Genomic DNA, 14,710 nt, shown 5'->3' with positions numbered 1-14,710 from the left:
GAACTCAGTTCTGCACGTTCAGCTCGGTGCGGCGGTTGCGCGCACGGCCTTCGCGGGTGTCGTTGGTGTCGATCGGACGGCTCTCGCCGAAGCCGTTCGGACCCACCAGGCGGCTGGCGTCGATGCCCTTGCCGGTCAGGAAGTTGTACACGGCGGCGGCGCGACGCTCCGACAGGCCCTGGTTGTACTGCTCGGTACCGATCGAGTCGGTGTGGCCGGCGACTTCAACGCGCAGCTGCGGGTACTTCTGCAGGATCGAGACGGCCTCGTCGAGGATCGCCACGGCGTCCGGACGCAGGGTGTCCTTGTCGAAGTCGAAGTTCACGCCCTTCAGGTCGATGGTCAGCGGGACCGGGCAACCGTCCGGACCGATGGCCTGGCCGGCGACCGAACCCGGGCACTTGTCGTCGCAGTTGTTGACGCCGTCGCCGTCGTCATCGAGGTCGGCGCAGGTCACCTGCGGCTTCGGCTCTTCCGGCACGACCGGGGCCGGCAGGTCGCCGAGCTTGACCAGCACGGTCACCTGGCCCAGGAAGTCACGGAAGGTGTTCGAACCCGGGGCGACGATCGAGGTGTCGTCGCTGACCATGCGGGCCGCGATTTCGCCACGGATGGCGTAGCGGTCGTAGTCGGCCTGCAGGCCGGCGCCGACGGTGGCGGCGAGGGCGCTGTCCTCGCGCTGGCCCGGCGAGTTCGGGCTCGGGAAGTTGTCAAACTCCTCCTCGACGCGCTGCATGCCGAGGCCGACGCGGAAGAAGGGAGCCCAGTTACGGCCTTCCTTGATCAGGTGGTAGCGCGCGTCAATGGAGGCGCCGTACTGGCTGAACAGCAGGTCGCCGCCGTCGAGCTGCGGGTTCTGGTAGTTCAGTTCGGCGTCGATCGACCACTTCGGCGAAACGAACTTGCCGAAACCGAGGGTCACGAACGGCACGTTGGAGGTGGCGCGATCGCTGTCCTGGACGTTGTAGCCCAGGCCGCCGCTCACGTACCAACGGTCATCGAAGTCCTGCGCCATCGCGGACTGGGTCATCGCCATGGCGCCCAGGAGGGCACAGCACAGGAGATTCTTCTTCATGGTCTGCTCCATTAATTCAACAGGGGATACTGCTCGAACGCTACGGACCTTGTGGCGCTTGGCCGCCGCACAAGGTGCGGAGAAACCTTAACGATCCAAAAGTTAACGGGAATCTAACAAAGTCCCTTTTCCATGGCAAGGGGCGGCTCAGGGGGTGAACAGATCCATGAACCGGTGGATCGGGGTGGCCTCGAACCGGGAGGTGTCCCGGGTCAGGTCCAGCACCTGCTGCACCCGCTTGGCCGGCAGCTGGCCGGCGATGGCCGACTCGAACTTGGCCAGGAGGGCCGGGATGCCCTCCCCCCGACGCTCGCGGTGGCCGATCGGGGTGTCCACCGCCACCCGGCCGGTCGAACTGCCGTCCTTGAAGAAGACCTCCACGGCGTTGCCGATGTAGCGCTTGTCCGGGTCGAAGTAGTCCCGCGTGAAGTCGGGGTTCTCCCGGACCTCCATGCGCGCGCGCAGGGCGTCGATGCGCGGGTCGGCCGCGACCGGGTCGAGGTAGTCCTCGGCGGTGAGGCGGCCGAACACCAGCGGCACCGCCACCATGTACTGCAGGCAGTGGTCGCGGTCGGCCGGATTGTGCAGCGGGCCGGTCTTGTCGATGATCCGCGCCCCGGCCTCCTGGGTCTCGATGACGATGCGCTCGACCTGGTCGAGCCGGCCGGCCACCTTCGGATGCAGCGCCATGGCGCACTCGACCGCCGTCTGGGCGTGGAACTCGGCCGGATAGCTGATCTTGAACAGGATGTTCTCCATCACATAGCTGCCGAAGCCGCGCTCGAACTCGAACTCGCGGCCCTTGAAGGCCACGTCGGCGAAACCCCACTGCTTCGCACCCACCGCACCGGGGTAACCCACGCAGCCCTTCATCGCGTTGAGCGCGTGCACCACGGCGCGGCGGCAGGCGTCGCCGGCGGCCCAGCCCTTGCGGGGGCCGGCGTTGGGCGCATGGCGGTAGACGCGCAGCGCGCCGCCGTCGGCCCAGCTGTGGCTGACCGCGTTGATGATTTCCTCCTTGCCACCGCCCAGCATGTGGGTGGCGACGGCACTGGAGGCCAGGCGGACCAGGATGACGTGGTCCAGGCCCACCTTGTTGAAGCTGTTCTTCAGGGCGTAGCAGCCCTGGATCTCGTGCGCCTTGATCGCCCAGGTGAGGATGTCGCGCACGGTGATGGGCTTGGCGTTCTCGCGCTCGGCCTTGCGGCTCAGGTAGTCGCCCACCGCCAGGATGGCGCCGAGGTTGTCGGACGGGTGGCCCCACTCCGCCGCCAACCAGGTGTCGTTGAAGTCCAGCCAGCGCACCAGGGTGCCGATGCCATAGGCCGCCTGCGCCGGGTCGAGCTCGTGGCAGGTGCCGGGCACCCGCGCGCCACCGGGCAGGGTTGCCCCCGGTACCACCGGGCCGACGTGCTTGACGCACTCGGGGTGGCGCAGCGCCAGCATGGCGCAGGCCAGCGAGTCGAGCAGCATGTAGCGGGCCGTGGTGTACGCCTCGGACGAACCGATGTAGTAGTCGGTGACGTAGTTGGCGATGTCGACCATGGACTGGTCGGGTTCGGGACGCTTGGCGGAGCGGGGATCGTGTTGGCTCATGGGCGGTCCGTGCAAGGGCGAACGAAAGGTATGGTGCCAGAAGCAACAACGTATGTCGGCGCCGCCCTCGGCCGCGCCTTGTCCCCGGGGCCGGGAACGGGCAAGGTGCCGGAATCGCTCCAGCGCCCGTCCCCCATGTCCAGCACGCCCTACCCGCACCTGTTCAAGCCGCTCGATCTCGGCTTCTGCACCCTGCCCAACCGCGTCCTGATGGGTTCGATGCATACCGGCCTCGAGGACCACGCCCGCGACTTCCCGAAGCTGGCGGCCTACTTCCGCGAGCGCGCCGAAGGCGGCGTCGGCCTGATGGTCACCGGCGGCATCGCCCCGAACCTGGTGGGCTGGCTCAAGCCCTTCGCCGGCAAGCTCAGCTGGCCCTGGGAAGTGCACAAGCACCGCATCGTCACCGACGCGGTGCACGCCGCCGGCGGCCGCATCTGCCTGCAGATCCTGCACGCGGGCCGCTACGCCGCGCACCCGCTGCTGGTCTCGGCCTCCAAGGTGAAGGCGCCGATCAGCCCGCTCACGCCGCGCGCGCTCACCGCCTGGGGCGTGGAGCGACAGATCCGCGCCTTCGTCAATTCCGCCCGGCTGGCCCGCGAGGCCGGCTACGACGGCGTGGAGGTGATGGGCTCGGAAGGCTACCTGATCAACCAGTTCCTGGCCGCGCGCACCAACCGCCGCGGCGACGACTGGGGCGGCACGCCGGAGAAGCGCATGCGCTTCGCGGTCGAGATCGTGCGCCGCATCCGCGAGGCGGTGGGGCCCGACTTCATCCTCATCTACCGGCTGTCGATGCTCGAGCTGGTGGAGGATGGCTCGGCCTGGGACGAGATCGTGATGCAGGCCAGGGCCATCGAGGCCGCCGGCGCGACCATCATCAACACCGGCATCGGCTGGCACGAGGCGCGGGTGCCCACCATCGCCACGTCGGTGCCGCGCGCCGCCTTCGCCGGCGTCACCGCCAAGCTCAAGCCGCACGTGTCGGTGCCGCTGGTGGCGACCAACCGCATCAACATGCCCGAGGTGGCCGAGGCCATCCTCGCCGGCGGCCAGGCCGACATGGTCTCGATGGCGCGGCCGCTACTGGCCGATCCGGCCTGGGTCAACAAGGCCCGCGACGGCCGCCGCGACGAGATCAACACCTGCATCGCCTGCAACCAGGCCTGCCTGGACCATGTGTTCGTGAACAAGCGGGCGAGCTGCCTGGTCAACCCGCGCGCCTGCGCCGAGACCGAGCTCAACTACCTGCCGGTGGAGCTGCCCAGGAAGGTCGCGGTGGTCGGCGCCGGGCCGGCCGGCCTGGCCTGCGCGACGGTGGCGGCCGAACGCGGCCACCGGGTGACGCTGTTCGACGCGGCCGGGGAGATCGGCGGCCAGTTCAACCTGGCCAAGACGATCCCGGGCAAGGAGGAGTTCCACGAGACCCTGCGCTATTTCGGCCAGCGCCTGGCGGCCACCGGCGTCGAGCTGCGGCTGGGGGTCCGCGTGGGGACGGCCGAACTGGCCAACGGCGGATTCGACATCGTCGTACTGGCCACCGGCATCCGGCCGCGGCAGGTGGACTTCCCGGGTGCCGACCACCCCAAGGTGCTCAGCTACCTGGACGTGCTGCAGGGCCGGGTCGTGCCCGGGCGCCGGGTGGCCATCATCGGCGCCGGCGGCATCGGCTTCGACGTGGCCGAGTTCCTGGTCCACGAGGGCCGCTCGCCCAGCCTCGACACGGAGCGCTGGATGGCCGAATGGGGCGTCTCGCCCGACTTCGAGGGCCGCGGCGGCCTGGCCCGGCCCCGGCCCGAGCCGGCGGCGCGCGAGCTGTGGCTGCTCCAGCGCAGCCCGGGCAAGCCCGGCGCCCGGCTGGGCAAGACCACCGGCTGGATCCATCGCGCCACCCTCAAGGGCAAGGGCGTCCAGGCCCTGGGCGGGGTCGAGTACCTGGGCGTGGACGACGCCGGCCTGCGCATCCGGGTCGAGGGCCGCGAGCAGCTGCTGCCGGTGGACCACGTGGTGGTCTGCGCCGGCCAGGAGCCGCTGCGCGAACTGGTCGAGCCGCTGCGCGCGGCCGGCGTGACGCCCCACCTTATCGGTGGTGCCGACGTCGCCGCGGAGCTCGACGCCAAGCGGGCGATCGACCAGGGCAGCCGCCTCGCCGCCACAATTTGAGTAGTTGCTCCAAGTAGAATCAAAGACTTGGCGAGGGCCGTTCAGGCAAGGTTCGGTTTTCCCCCGTAGTATGCGCGCCTGGAAACGGCGCCCGGCCCCAGGGCCGCGCCTTAATTCGGTCCCGCAGCGCATGGCTTTGCGGGGATTCCAGGGGGTCGCGCAACCGACCTGCGACCCCGGAATGCGAGCCCGGCTCGTCCATCCCCAAAACGCCAGGCCGCACCACTCCATCCAGCCCGTTGTACCCCGGCAGGAACCGCCGCAAGGCGGACGGAGGACGTGCGGCGCAACGGAGCAAGGAGTTCCGCCATGAAGCTGTCTTTCGTCCTTTGGCTGGCCTCGATCCTTCCCCAGCCGGCCGCCGACCCGCTCTGCCTGGCGACCACGGTCTACCTCGAGGCCCGCAACCAGTCCGAACTGGGCCAGCGCGCCGTGGCCGAGGTCGCCCTGCGCCGCCGCGACAGCGGCCAGTGGGGGGATTCGGTGTGCGAGGTGGTCACCGCCCGCAAACAGTTCGCCCCGACCATCGTCAATCCGGGGCTTCGCATGAAGAACCTCAAGGCCTGGGAACAGGCCGTCGAGGTGGCCTTCCAGGCCCAGTCCGACTGGCGCCTGCCGCCCGGCGAGCGCCGGGAAGTGGTGCCCGGCGCCAGCCACTTCGCCGCCCTGGACCTGGCCAACCCGGCCTGGGCCAGCGCCCCGCAGGTGGCCACCATCGGCGACCACACCTTCTTCCGGGTGCAGCGCCTGTCCCCGCCGGCCCCGGCCCTGGTGGTCGCTTCGAGCCCGGCCACGACGCAGCGCATGGCGCCCTGAGGCGCCCGGCTCACTCCCCGCCGGGGACCAGCAGCACGTCGCAGGGCAGGCCGTTGGTCGCGAACAGCGCCGTGCTGCCCAGCAGGTTGGCTTCCCAGCGCGCCCGCGGGCGCGACCCCAGCACGACCAGGTCGATCTCCGCCTCTTCGACGAAGGCGGACAGCACGGCCGCGGGCGGCCCTTCTCGGACCGCGCGGGTGAGCTCGACGCCACCCTCGCCCACCCGGGCCCCGAAGGCCTGCAGCTGGCGGTTGGCGCGCTCGCGCGCCTCGTGGTGGAACGCTTCTTTCGTTTCCGGCGAGGCGTTGGCGAACGCCAGGCTGCGGTCGGGCGGCAGTTCGAGTGCGTGCAGCAGGTAGAACCCGGCCCCGGCCGCCAGCGCCAGGCCCAGCCGGGCCGCGCGCAGGGATGAGTCGGAGAAGTCGGTCGCCAGCACCACCCGACGATAGGGCTGCCCGGGATCCCGGCGGGCCAGCAGCACCGGCAAGGCCCCCGAGCGCAGCACCCGGTCGGCCGTCGAGCCGAGCAGGGTCTGGCGGAACCCGGTTTCCCCCTGTGCACCGATCACCACCACCCCATGCTCGCCCTGGTGCAGCACCTGCGGCAGCAGGGACGGCAAGGTGCCCTCGATGACTTCGTAATCAACGTCGGCCACGCCCGCCGCGAGCAGCCGCTCGCGCTCGCGGGCCAGCCGCGAGCCGGCGGCCCGGCGCGCCAGTTCGACCGAGAACTCGCCGCGCAGCCCCTGGTCCAGCCGCTCCAGCAAGTCGCCGTCGCCCAGCGCGTGCAGCAGGCGCAGGCGCCAGCGGTGGCCACGGGCAATGGCCGCCGCGCGCTCCACGGCAAGCCCGGCGGCGTCGGAAAAATCGGTGGCGGCGATGATGATTTCCGGCGACGGTGCCATGGCTTCGATCCGCACGGGGCGGGCGCATCCTGTCGGAGCGGGGAGGTGTGCCCTAAACTGCCCGCAACGGCAATGGACGGTCAAGGGGAAACGGCGTGGAGCATGGTCTGGCGCAGGTGCTTTTGCTGCTCGGCGCAGCCATCGCCAGTTTCCTCGTCTGCCAGCGCCTGCGCATCCCCACCAGCCTGTCCTACCTGGCGGTGGGCGTGCTGCTCGGGCCGCCGATCATCGGGCTGGTGGAAGACGACGGCAACATCCACCTGTTCGCCGAATTCGGCATCGTCTTCCTGCTCTTCACCATCGGCCTGAACTATTCGCTGCCGCAGCTGCATGCGCTGCGCGGCCAGGTGCTCTGGCTGGGCACCGCCCAGGTCGGCCTGACGACGCTGGTGGTGGGCCTGCTGGCCTGGCTGCTGGGCGCGCACCCGATGGCCGCCTTCGCGATCGGCGCGATCTTCGCCCAGTCCTCCACCACCCTGATCAGCAAGCAGCTCTCGGACCAGGGCGAGGAGAACTCGCCCCACGGCCGGCTCGGAACGGCCATGTCGGTGTTCCAGGACGTGACGGCCGTACCGCTGATCGTGGTGATCCCGGTGCTGGGCACCGCGGTCGGCGCGGCCGCCATCGGCCTGCTGATCGGCACGGCCCTGGCCAAGGCGGCCGTCGCCACCCTGCTGGTGTTCTTCCTCGGGCGCTGGCTGCTCAGGCCGCTGTTCCGGGTGGTCGCGCGCCAGCGCTCGGCCGAGGCCTTCACCCTGCTGGTGCTGTTTGTTTCGCTCAGCGCCGGCTCGGTGACCGAGGTGCTGGGCCTGTCGTTGGCCTTCGGCGCCTTCCTGGCCGGCATGGTGCTGGGCGAGACGGAGTTCCGCCACCAGGTCGAGGCCACCATCCGTCCCTTCCGCGACGTGCTGCTGGGGCTGTTCTTCATCGGCATCGGCATGCTGTTCGAGCCCTCGGCGCTGCCCGACGTCTGGGCCTGGGCGCTGGGCGGCGCCGTGGTGATGCTGGCCAGCAAGACCCTGCTGGTGGCGGCGCTGGTGCGCCGCGCCGGCATGCCGCTCGAGTCGGCCTGGCGCACCGGCCTGATCGTCGCCGTGGGCGGCGAGTTCGGCCTGGCCCTGCTCGCCATCAGCATCACCAGCGGCGCCCTGGATCAATTCCAGTCCCAGGTCGCGTTCACCGCGGTCCTGTTCTCCTTCATCCTCGGCCCGCTGCTGATTCGCTTCAGCGGCCCGATCGCCCGCGCGCTGACCCCGAAACAGCGTGAGAGCGCCTCCGAGGCGATGGCGATCGGCGTCGGGACCGAAAGTCTCGAGCGGCATGTGATCGTTTGCGGTTATGGCCGGATCGGCCAGAGCGTGGGCCACATCCTCGAGCAGCAGGGCATCGCCTGGGGTGCGATGGACCTGGACCTGGCCAAGGTGCGGCAGGCACGCCAGGCCGGCGAACCGGTGTTCTTCGGCGACGCCTCGGACCCCGCGATGCTCGAGTCCATGGGCCTGGACCGCGCGCGACTGATGGTGCTGAGCAACGACGACACCGCCGCCAGCCTGCGCGTGCTGGGCCTGGTGCGGGCGCGGCATCCCAGGCTTCCGGTGCTGGTGCGCACGCGCGACGACAGCCAGCTCGAGGCCCTGCGCGAAGCCGGCGCCACCGAGATCGTCCCGGAAACGCTGGAGGCCGGCCTGATGATCGCCACCCACGTGCTCGACCGCCTGCACGTGGCGCCCGGGCGCATCCTGGAACTGGTCGAAGAACAGCGGGCGGCGCGCTACCCGCTGCTGCGGGCCCGCTTCGCCGGCGAGGTCGAGGGCGCCACGCCGGCCGAGCAGCTCTCGCCGGTGGCCCTGCCGCCGGGCTGCAATGCCTGTGGCAAGACGCTGCAGGAGCTCGGCCTGGGCGACGGCGCCGCCGCGGCGATCGTCCGCGACGGCGAGCGCCTGCTCGACCCTGCCCCCGGCACCGTGCTCGCCGAAGGCGACACCGTGGTGCTGCGCGGCACGGAGGACGAGGTCGCCCGGGCCGCCAGCCTGCTGCAGGGCGCCTGAGCGCCGCTCAGCGCTTGTCGATCGGCAGGAACTCGCGGTCCTCGGGACCGGTGTAGTTGGCGCTCGGCCGGATGATCTTGCCGTCGATGCGCTGCTCGATCACGTGCGCGCTCCAGCCGGAGGTGCGGGCGATGACGAACAGCGGGGTGAACATCGCGGTCGGCACGCCCATCATGTGGTAGGCCGAGGCGCTGTACCAGTCGAGGTTGGGGAACATCTTCTTCATGTCCCACATCAGGGTCTCGATGCGCTCGCTCACGTCGAACAGCGTCTTGTTGCCGCCTTCGGCGCAGAGCTTGCGCGAGATCTCCTTGATGATCGGGTTGCGCGGATCGCCCACGGTGTAGACCGGGTGGCCGAAGCCGATGACGATTTCCTTGCGCTCGACCCGGGCGCGGATGTCGGCCTCGGCCTCGTCGGCGCTGCCGTAGCGGGCGATGATGTCCATCGCCACCTCGTTGGCGCCGCCGTGCTTCGGGCCACGCAGCGCGCCGATGGCGCCGGTGATGCAGCTGAACAGGTCGGATCCGGTGCCGGCGATGACGCGCGCGGTGAAGGTGGAGGCGTTGAACTCGTGCTCGGCGTAGAGCACCAGCGACTTGTCCAGGGCTTCGGCGTGCGAAGCGCTGGGCGGCTCGCCGTGCAGCAGGTGCAGGAAGTGGCCGGCGATGGTGTCGTCGTCGGTCTCGACCTCGATGCGGCGGCCGTTGCGGGTGAAGTGCCACCAGTACAGCAGCATCGAGCCGAAGCTGGCCATCAGGCGGTCGGCGATGTCGCGCGCCTCGGCCACCGGGTGGCCCTCGCGCTCGGGCAACACCGTGCCGAGCACCGAGCAGCCGGTGCGCAGCACGTCCATCGGATGGGCGTTGGCCGGCACCAGCTCCAGGGCTTCGGTGACGATGGCAGGCAGGCCGCGCAGGCGGCGCAGCTTGGCCTTGTAAGCCTTGAGCTGGCCGGCGGTGGGCAGGCTGCCGTGCACGAGCAGGTGGGCGACCTCCTCGAAACCGGCCTTCGTGGCCAGGTCCTTGATGTCGTAGCCGCGGTAGTGCAGATCGTTGCCGCTGCGGCCGACGGTGCACAGGGCGGTGTTGCCGGCGGCCGTGCCGCTGAGGGCGACGGACTTCTTGGCCTTGGGAAGGACTTGTTCGGACATGGGGGCCTCCGGGAAAAACCTGATTATAGAAGGTCGCGGCCGTCTAGAATCCGCCCTCGTCCCCATCCTTCCAGAACCCAACCCCAGGAACCCGGCACCCCGCCATGACCGCCCTCCTCGCCCGCCTGCTCGCCCACCGATCCACCGAGCGCTTCATCCTGGTCCTGATCCTGATCAACGCCGCCGTACTGGGGCTGGAAACCGAACCGGCCATCGTGGCCCGCTGGGGCGGCGTGCTGCAGGCCATCGACACCTTCGCGCTCGCCGTCTTCGTGCTCGAACTGGCGGCGAAGATCTTCGTCCAGCGCCTCCGCTTCGTCCGCGACCCCTGGAACCTGTTCGATTTCGTGGTGGTGGGCATCGCCCTGCTGCCCGCCAGCGGCCCGCTGGCGGTGCTGCGCGCCCTGCGCGTGCTGCGCGTGCTGCGCCTGGTGACGGTGGTGCCGTCGCTGCGCCGGGTGGTTGGCGCCCTGCTGGGCGCCCTGCCCGGCATGGGCTCGATCGTGCTGCTGCTGGGCCTGATCTTCTACGTCGGCGCGGTCATGGCCACCAAGCTCTACGGCCCGACCTTCCCCGAGTGGTTCGGCGACGTGCCGGCCTCGCTCTACACCCTGTTCCAGGTGATGACCCTCGAGTCGTGGTCGATGGGCATCGTCCGGCCGGTGATGGAAGTGCACCCGCAGTCGTGGCTGTTCTTCGTGCCCTTCATCCTGGCCACCAGCTTCACCGCCCTGAACCTGTTCATCGGCGTGGTGGTGTCGGCCATGCAGTCGGAAATCGACGCCGAGCGCAAGAAGACCGTCGAGGACGCCGTCTCCCACGCCGAGGAGCCGCTGGTGTCCGAGGTGCGGGCGCTGCGCGAGCAGGTGGCCCTGCTCGCGTCGCGGCTGGAGCGCTGAGCCCCGGGGGCGGCTGGCCTCAGCCGCCCTTTTTCGCGAACAGCTCGTCGAGCTTGTCCTCGTAGGCGTGGTAGCCGAGGAAGTCGTAAAGCTCGGCCCGCGTCTGCAGGGTGTCGATGATGTTCTTCTGCGTGCCTTCGCGGCGCACCGTCTCGTAGAAGTGCAGCGCGGCCTTGTTCATGGCCCGGTAGGCGCCGCAGCAGTACAGCGCGATGTCCACGCCGGCGTCGCGCAGCTCGTCGGTAGTGTAGAACGGGGTCGAGCCGAACTCGGTGAGGTTGGCCAGCACCGGGACCTTCACGGCGGCCTTGACCTTGCGGTAGTCGTCGAGCGAGGTCATCGCCTCGGGGAAGACCATGTCCGCACCCGCCTCGACGTAGGCGACCGCGCGCTCGATGGCGGCGTCCAGGCCCTCCACGGCCGCCGCGTCGGTGCGGGCCATGATGACGAAGCCGTCGTCGCTGCGCGCGTCCACCGCTGCCTTCACGCGGTCGACCATCTCATCCTTCGACACCACCTCCTTGCCCGGGCGGTGGCCGCAGCGCTTCTGGCCCACCTGGTCCTCCATGTGCACGGCGGCGACGCCGATGCGCTGGAAGCTGCGGATCGTGCGGGCGATGTTGAAGGCGCCACCCCAGCCGGTGTCGATGTCCACCAGCAGGGGCATGCCGGTGGCGTCGACGATGCGGCGGGCGTCGGTGAGCACGTCTTCCATCGTGCTGATGCCCAGGTCTGGCATGCCCAGCGAATTGGCGGCGACGCCGCCGCCCGAGAGGTACAGCGCCTTGTAGCCGGTGCGCTTGGCCATCAGGCCGGCATAGGCGGTGATGGCACCCATCACCTGCAGCGGGGTTTCGGCGGCGAGGGCTGCGCGGAAACGCGCGCCGGCGGAATTCTGGTTCGACATCGGGTTACCTCGAAGCAGAAGGCGGCCCGGGGGCCGCCTTCAGGGGGGATCAGAGCAGGTGGGCGACGCCTGCGCGCTCTTCCTCGAGCTCGGCGAGGGTCTTGTCCATCATCGAGCGCGAGTACTCGTCGATCTCCAGGCCCTGCACGATCTCGTACTTGCCGTCCTTGCAGATCACCGGGAAGCCGTACATCACGTCCTTCGGAATGCCGTAGCTGCCGTCGGAGGGGATGCCCATGGTGGCCCACTTGCCGTTGGTGCCCAGCACCCAGTCGCGCACGTGGTCGATGGCGGCGTTGGCGGCCGAGGCGGCCGAGCTCAGGCCGCGGGCCTCGATGATGGCCGCGCCGCGCTTGCCGACCACCGGGATGAAGGTGGCGCGGTTCCACTCCTCGTCGCCGATCCTGTCCTTGAGCGAGGTGCCGCCGACGGTGGCGAAGCGGTAGTCCGGGTACATGGTCGGGCTGTGGTTGCCCCACACCACCAGCTTCTCGATGTCGGCCACGGCGACGCCGGCCTTGGTGGCCAGCTGCGACAGCGCGCGGTTGTGGTCGAGGCGCAGCATGGCGGTGAAGTTCTTCGGGTCGAGGTCCGGCGCCGACTTCATGGCGATGTAGGCGTTGGTGTTGGCCGGGTTGCCCACCACCAGCACCTTGACGTTGCGCGAGGCGACGGCGTTGAGCGCCTTGCCCTGGACGGTGAAGATCTCGGCGTTCTTGAGCAGCAGGTCCTTGCGCTCCATGCCCGGGCCGCGCGGCATGGCGCCGACCAGCAGCGCCACGTCGGCGTCCTTGAAGGCGACCATCGGGTCGTCGGTGCCGACCATGCCGGCCAGCAGCGGGAACGCGCAGTCCTCGAGCTCCATCATCACGCCGCGCAGGGCGGCCTGGGCCTTGTCCATCGGCAGCTCGAGCATCTGCAGGATGACCGGCTGGTCCTTGCCCAGCATCTCGCCCGAGGCGATGCGGAACAGCAGCGAGTAGCCGATCTGGCCGGCGGCGCCGGTGACGGCGACGCGAACGGGGGTCTTCATAAACGCTCCTTACGAAAGTTCGGCGAAGAATTCCTGGATCCGCTGCAGGCCCTTGGGCAGCTGCTCGGTCGGGCAGGTGTAGCTGATGCGCATCGCGCGCGGCTCGCCGAAGGCCGAGCCCGGCACGCAGGCCACGCCCTTGGCTTCGAGCAGCACGGCGCAGAAGTCGACGTCGTTGGCGATCTTCGCGCCATTGTGCGACTTGCCGAAGGCGCAGCTGATGTCCGGGAACACATAGAACGCGCCCTGCGGCTTGGGGCAAACCACGCCGGGGATGGCGTTCATCGTGTCCACGACCATGTCGCGCTTGGCCTGGAACTCGGCGCACTTGCCCGTGGGCACGTCCTGCGGGCCGGTGAGCGCGGCCACCGCGGCGGCCACCACCACTTCCGGCAGGTTGGTGATGTGGGTGGAGTTGAGCACCGTCAGCGCCTTGGCCACGACTTCGGGGCCGGCCATGAAGCCGACGCGCCAGCCCGGCATGCCGTAGGTCTTGGACAGTGAGTCGACGAAGATGACGCGCTCACGCAGCTCCGGGCGGGCCTGCACGAAGTTGTGGTAGCCGATGCCGTCGAACACCATCGTGTTGTAGATGTCGTCGGTGATCACCCAGGTGTCCGGGTGCCTGGCGATGACGTCGGCCAGCGCCGCGATTTCCTCGCGGGTGTAGACCATGCCGGTCGGGTTGTTCGGGTTGTTGAACAGGAACACCTTGGGCTTGCTCGCCAGCGCCGCGTCGAGCTGGGCCGGGGTGAGCTTGTAGTCCTGGCTGGCCGGGCACGGCAGCTCGAGGATCTTCGCGTTGAGGACCTCGGCGATGTCGGCGTACGTGGTCCAGTACGGCACGGCGTAGGCGATGGTGTCGCCTTCGTCGAGCAGGGCCTCGGCCAGGTTGTACAGGATGTGCTTGGCGCCGATGCCGGTGGCGCAGTTCATGCGCGTGTAGCCGGCCAGGCCCAGGCCTTCGAGGTGGTGCAGGAAAGCGTCGAGCAGGGCGTCGGCGCCGCGGTTGGAGCCGTACTGGCCGCTGTCCTTTTCCAGCGCCTCGCGGGCCGCCGCATACACGTGCGGGCCGGGCAGGAAGTTGGGGACGCCGATGGAGAAGCTGACGATGTCGCGGCCTTCGGCCTTGAGCTTCTTGGCCTTCTCGGCGACGGCCATGATGGCGCTGGGCTTGGCACGGCCCATGCGCTTGGCGAGCTGGGGCATCACGATCCTCGCGGGGGTGGGTTGGCGGGATGGAAAACCCCGAAAGGATACCATGCCGCCCCCGGCCGACGCCCCGCCCGGGGCTTGCCAGCGGCCCCGGATCAGGCATGCTTCGGTCAGGGAGGCCCCGCCATGACCCAGCGCCAGACAACGTTCCCGCGCGCCTTCGCGCCCCTGCTTTTCCTGCTGCTGTCGCTCTGCCTGCCGGCCCAGGCCTACAACCAGGACCGGGTGGCCACCGACGAGGCCGGCAAGCCGGTCCGGATCGCCGGCAGCGTGGTGATCGTCGAGCCGGACATCGAACTGAGCCTGGTCACCGCCGGCGGGCTGCTCGAGCCACGCCGCGAATGGTCCGACGCGGCGCGCCGCCTCTATCCCGAGGCGGTCGGGCGCCTGCTCGAAGCCAGGGGCAGCGCCACCGTGCCGGCATTCGACCTGCCCGACGACCTGCCGGCCGAGTCGCGCCTGGGCCAGCTGGTGCGGCTCAACGAGGCCGTGGCGATGAGCATCGCCGTCTACACCCGCTCCGGCAGCCACCTGGCCACCAAGGGCCGGCGCCTGGACTGGACGCTCGGCGACGGCGTGTCCGAGCTTCGCGAGGCCACCGGGGCCGACTACGCGCTGTTCACCTACGTCCGCGACAGCTACACCAGCGGCGGACGGGTCGCCCTGCGCGTGCTCGCCCTGCTCGCCGGCGCCGCGGTCGGCCAGGTGGTGGACATCGGCGGCGGCCAGCAGGTGGGCGTGGCCACCCTGGTCGACCTGCGCACGGGCCAGGTGGTCTGGTTCAACCTGATGGCCAACCAGACCGGCGACCTGCGCGACGCCGAGGGGGCCGAGCGCACCGCCAAACAGATGCTCACGGGACTTCCCCTTTGAGCGCCCGGTGCCGCCCGCGCTGGTTGCC

General features: G+C 70.0%; 12 protein-coding genes. 5 read left to right on the top strand and 7 right to left on the bottom strand.

Annotated elements, in window-relative coordinates; translation table 11 throughout:
* Positions 1 to 4: 4 nt before the first annotated feature.
* Together C6N40_RS05630 and C6N40_RS05625 are read right to left on the bottom strand one after the other, a co-directional pair.
* Positions 5 to 1,075, bottom strand: a complete 1,071-nt coding sequence (locus tag C6N40_RS05630; RefSeq protein ID WP_106990225.1) for an OmpA family protein — start codon at positions 1,073 to 1,075, stop codon at positions 5 to 7.
* Between the two features lie 147 nt (positions 1,076 to 1,222).
* Entirely contained in the window at positions 1,223 to 2,671 is a 1,449-nt protein-coding gene (locus C6N40_RS05625) for a bifunctional 2-methylcitrate dehydratase/aconitate hydratase (protein WP_106990035.1), read from the bottom strand.
* A 135-nt stretch (positions 2,672 to 2,806) separates the two neighbouring features.
* Between C6N40_RS05625 and C6N40_RS05620 the strand changes: the two genes are divergently transcribed.
* The gene (locus C6N40_RS05620; protein ID WP_106990034.1) at positions 2,807 to 4,834 is read left to right on the top strand and encodes an NADPH-dependent 2,4-dienoyl-CoA reductase; all 2,028 of its coding nucleotides are present in this window, start codon (positions 2,807 to 2,809) and stop codon (positions 4,832 to 4,834) included.
* A gap of 309 nt (positions 4,835 to 5,143) precedes the next feature.
* On the top strand, positions 5,144 to 5,650 hold the full coding sequence (locus C6N40_RS05615) for a cell wall hydrolase (protein ID WP_106990033.1): 507 nt from the start codon (positions 5,144 to 5,146) through the stop codon (positions 5,648 to 5,650).
* 10 nt (positions 5,651 to 5,660) lie between these two features.
* On the opposite strand, the gene C6N40_RS05610 is transcribed toward C6N40_RS05615, so the two are convergent.
* Positions 5,661 to 6,554 (bottom strand): universal stress protein, encoded by an 894-nt coding sequence (locus C6N40_RS05610; RefSeq protein ID WP_162782095.1) that lies wholly within the window; start codon positions 6,552 to 6,554, stop codon positions 5,661 to 5,663.
* 95 nt (positions 6,555 to 6,649) lie between these two features.
* Between C6N40_RS05610 and C6N40_RS05605 the strand changes: the two genes are divergently transcribed.
* A complete protein-coding gene (locus C6N40_RS05605) occupies positions 6,650 to 8,602 on the top strand; it encodes a monovalent cation:proton antiporter family protein (RefSeq protein WP_106990031.1) in 1,953 nt (650 codons plus the stop codon).
* A 7-nt stretch (positions 8,603 to 8,609) separates the two neighbouring features.
* Here the strand turns inward: C6N40_RS05605 and prpC are convergent, their stop codons facing one another.
* Positions 8,610 to 9,755 carry a bifunctional 2-methylcitrate synthase/citrate synthase gene (gene prpC / locus C6N40_RS05600; protein ID WP_106990030.1) on the bottom strand — a complete coding sequence of 382 codons (1,146 nt, stop codon included), beginning with the start codon at positions 9,753 to 9,755 and terminating at the stop codon, positions 8,610 to 8,612.
* 104 nt (positions 9,756 to 9,859) lie between these two features.
* Between prpC and C6N40_RS05595 the strand changes: the two genes are divergently transcribed.
* On the top strand, positions 9,860 to 10,654 hold the full coding sequence (locus C6N40_RS05595; RefSeq protein ID WP_106990029.1) for an ion transporter: 795 nt from the start codon (positions 9,860 to 9,862) through the stop codon (positions 10,652 to 10,654).
* Positions 10,655 to 10,673: 19 nt separating this feature from the next.
* On the opposite strand, the gene prpB is transcribed toward C6N40_RS05595, so the two are convergent.
* From prpB to C6N40_RS05580, 3 genes are read right to left on the bottom strand one after another with little or no spacing between them, the layout of a single operon-like run.
* Positions 10,674 to 11,561: a methylisocitrate lyase gene (gene prpB / locus C6N40_RS05590; protein ID WP_106990028.1), complete on the bottom strand. Its 888-nt coding sequence runs from the start codon at positions 11,559 to 11,561 to the stop codon at positions 10,674 to 10,676.
* Positions 11,562 to 11,610: 49 nt separating this feature from the next.
* The gene (locus C6N40_RS05585; protein WP_106990027.1) at positions 11,611 to 12,594 is read right to left on the bottom strand and encodes a malate dehydrogenase; all 984 of its coding nucleotides are present in this window, start codon (positions 12,592 to 12,594) and stop codon (positions 11,611 to 11,613) included.
* Between the two features lie 9 nt (positions 12,595 to 12,603).
* On the bottom strand, positions 12,604 to 13,803 hold the full coding sequence (locus C6N40_RS05580) for an aminotransferase class I/II-fold pyridoxal phosphate-dependent enzyme (RefSeq protein ID WP_106990026.1): 1,200 nt from the start codon (positions 13,801 to 13,803) through the stop codon (positions 12,604 to 12,606).
* A gap of 132 nt (positions 13,804 to 13,935) precedes the next feature.
* Here C6N40_RS05580 and C6N40_RS13985 point away from each other — a divergent pair, with 132 nt between their 5' ends.
* On the top strand, positions 13,936 to 14,682 hold the full coding sequence (locus C6N40_RS13985) for a hypothetical protein (protein ID WP_162782094.1): 747 nt from the start codon (positions 13,936 to 13,938) through the stop codon (positions 14,680 to 14,682).
* The last annotated feature ends 28 nt before the right edge of the window (positions 14,683 to 14,710 follow it).

Source organism: Arenimonas caeni, assembly GCF_003024235.1.
In the GTDB taxonomy this organism is placed as follows: Bacteria; Pseudomonadota; Gammaproteobacteria; order Xanthomonadales; family Xanthomonadaceae; genus Arenimonas; species Arenimonas caeni.
Note: the sequence above shows the minus strand (reverse complement) of the source record. Positions and strands in the feature narration are given on the sequence as shown.

Bases quoted from the DNA above. Each gene is read 5' to 3' on its own strand.
- C6N40_RS05585 (WP_106990027.1), bottom strand. From the start codon at position 12,594: ATGAAGACCCCCGTTCGCGTCGCCGTCACCGGCGCCGCCGGCCAGATC.
- prpB (WP_106990028.1), bottom strand. From the start codon at position 11,561: ATGTCGAACCAGAATTCCGCCGGCGCGCGTTTCCGCGCAGCCCTCGCC.
- C6N40_RS05630 (WP_106990225.1), bottom strand. From the start codon at position 1,075: ATGAAGAAGAATCTCCTGTGCTGTGCCCTCCTGGGCGCCATGGCGATG.
- C6N40_RS05595 (WP_106990029.1), top strand. From the start codon at position 9,860: ATGACCGCCCTCCTCGCCCGCCTGCTCGCCCACCGATCCACCGAGCGC.
- C6N40_RS13985 (WP_162782094.1), top strand. From the start codon at position 13,936: ATGACCCAGCGCCAGACAACGTTCCCGCGCGCCTTCGCGCCCCTGCTT.
- C6N40_RS05610 (WP_162782095.1), bottom strand. From the start codon at position 6,554: ATGGCACCGTCGCCGGAAATCATCATCGCCGCCACCGATTTTTCCGAC.
- C6N40_RS05625 (WP_106990035.1), bottom strand. From the start codon at position 2,671: ATGAGCCAACACGATCCCCGCTCCGCCAAGCGTCCCGAACCCGACCAG.
- prpC (WP_106990030.1), bottom strand. From the start codon at position 9,755: ATGTCCGAACAAGTCCTTCCCAAGGCCAAGAAGTCCGTCGCCCTCAGC.
- C6N40_RS05580 (WP_106990026.1), bottom strand. From the start codon at position 13,803: ATGCCCCAGCTCGCCAAGCGCATGGGCCGTGCCAAGCCCAGCGCCATC.
- C6N40_RS05615 (WP_106990033.1), top strand. From the start codon at position 5,144: ATGAAGCTGTCTTTCGTCCTTTGGCTGGCCTCGATCCTTCCCCAGCCG.
- C6N40_RS05620 (WP_106990034.1), top strand. From the start codon at position 2,807: ATGTCCAGCACGCCCTACCCGCACCTGTTCAAGCCGCTCGATCTCGGC.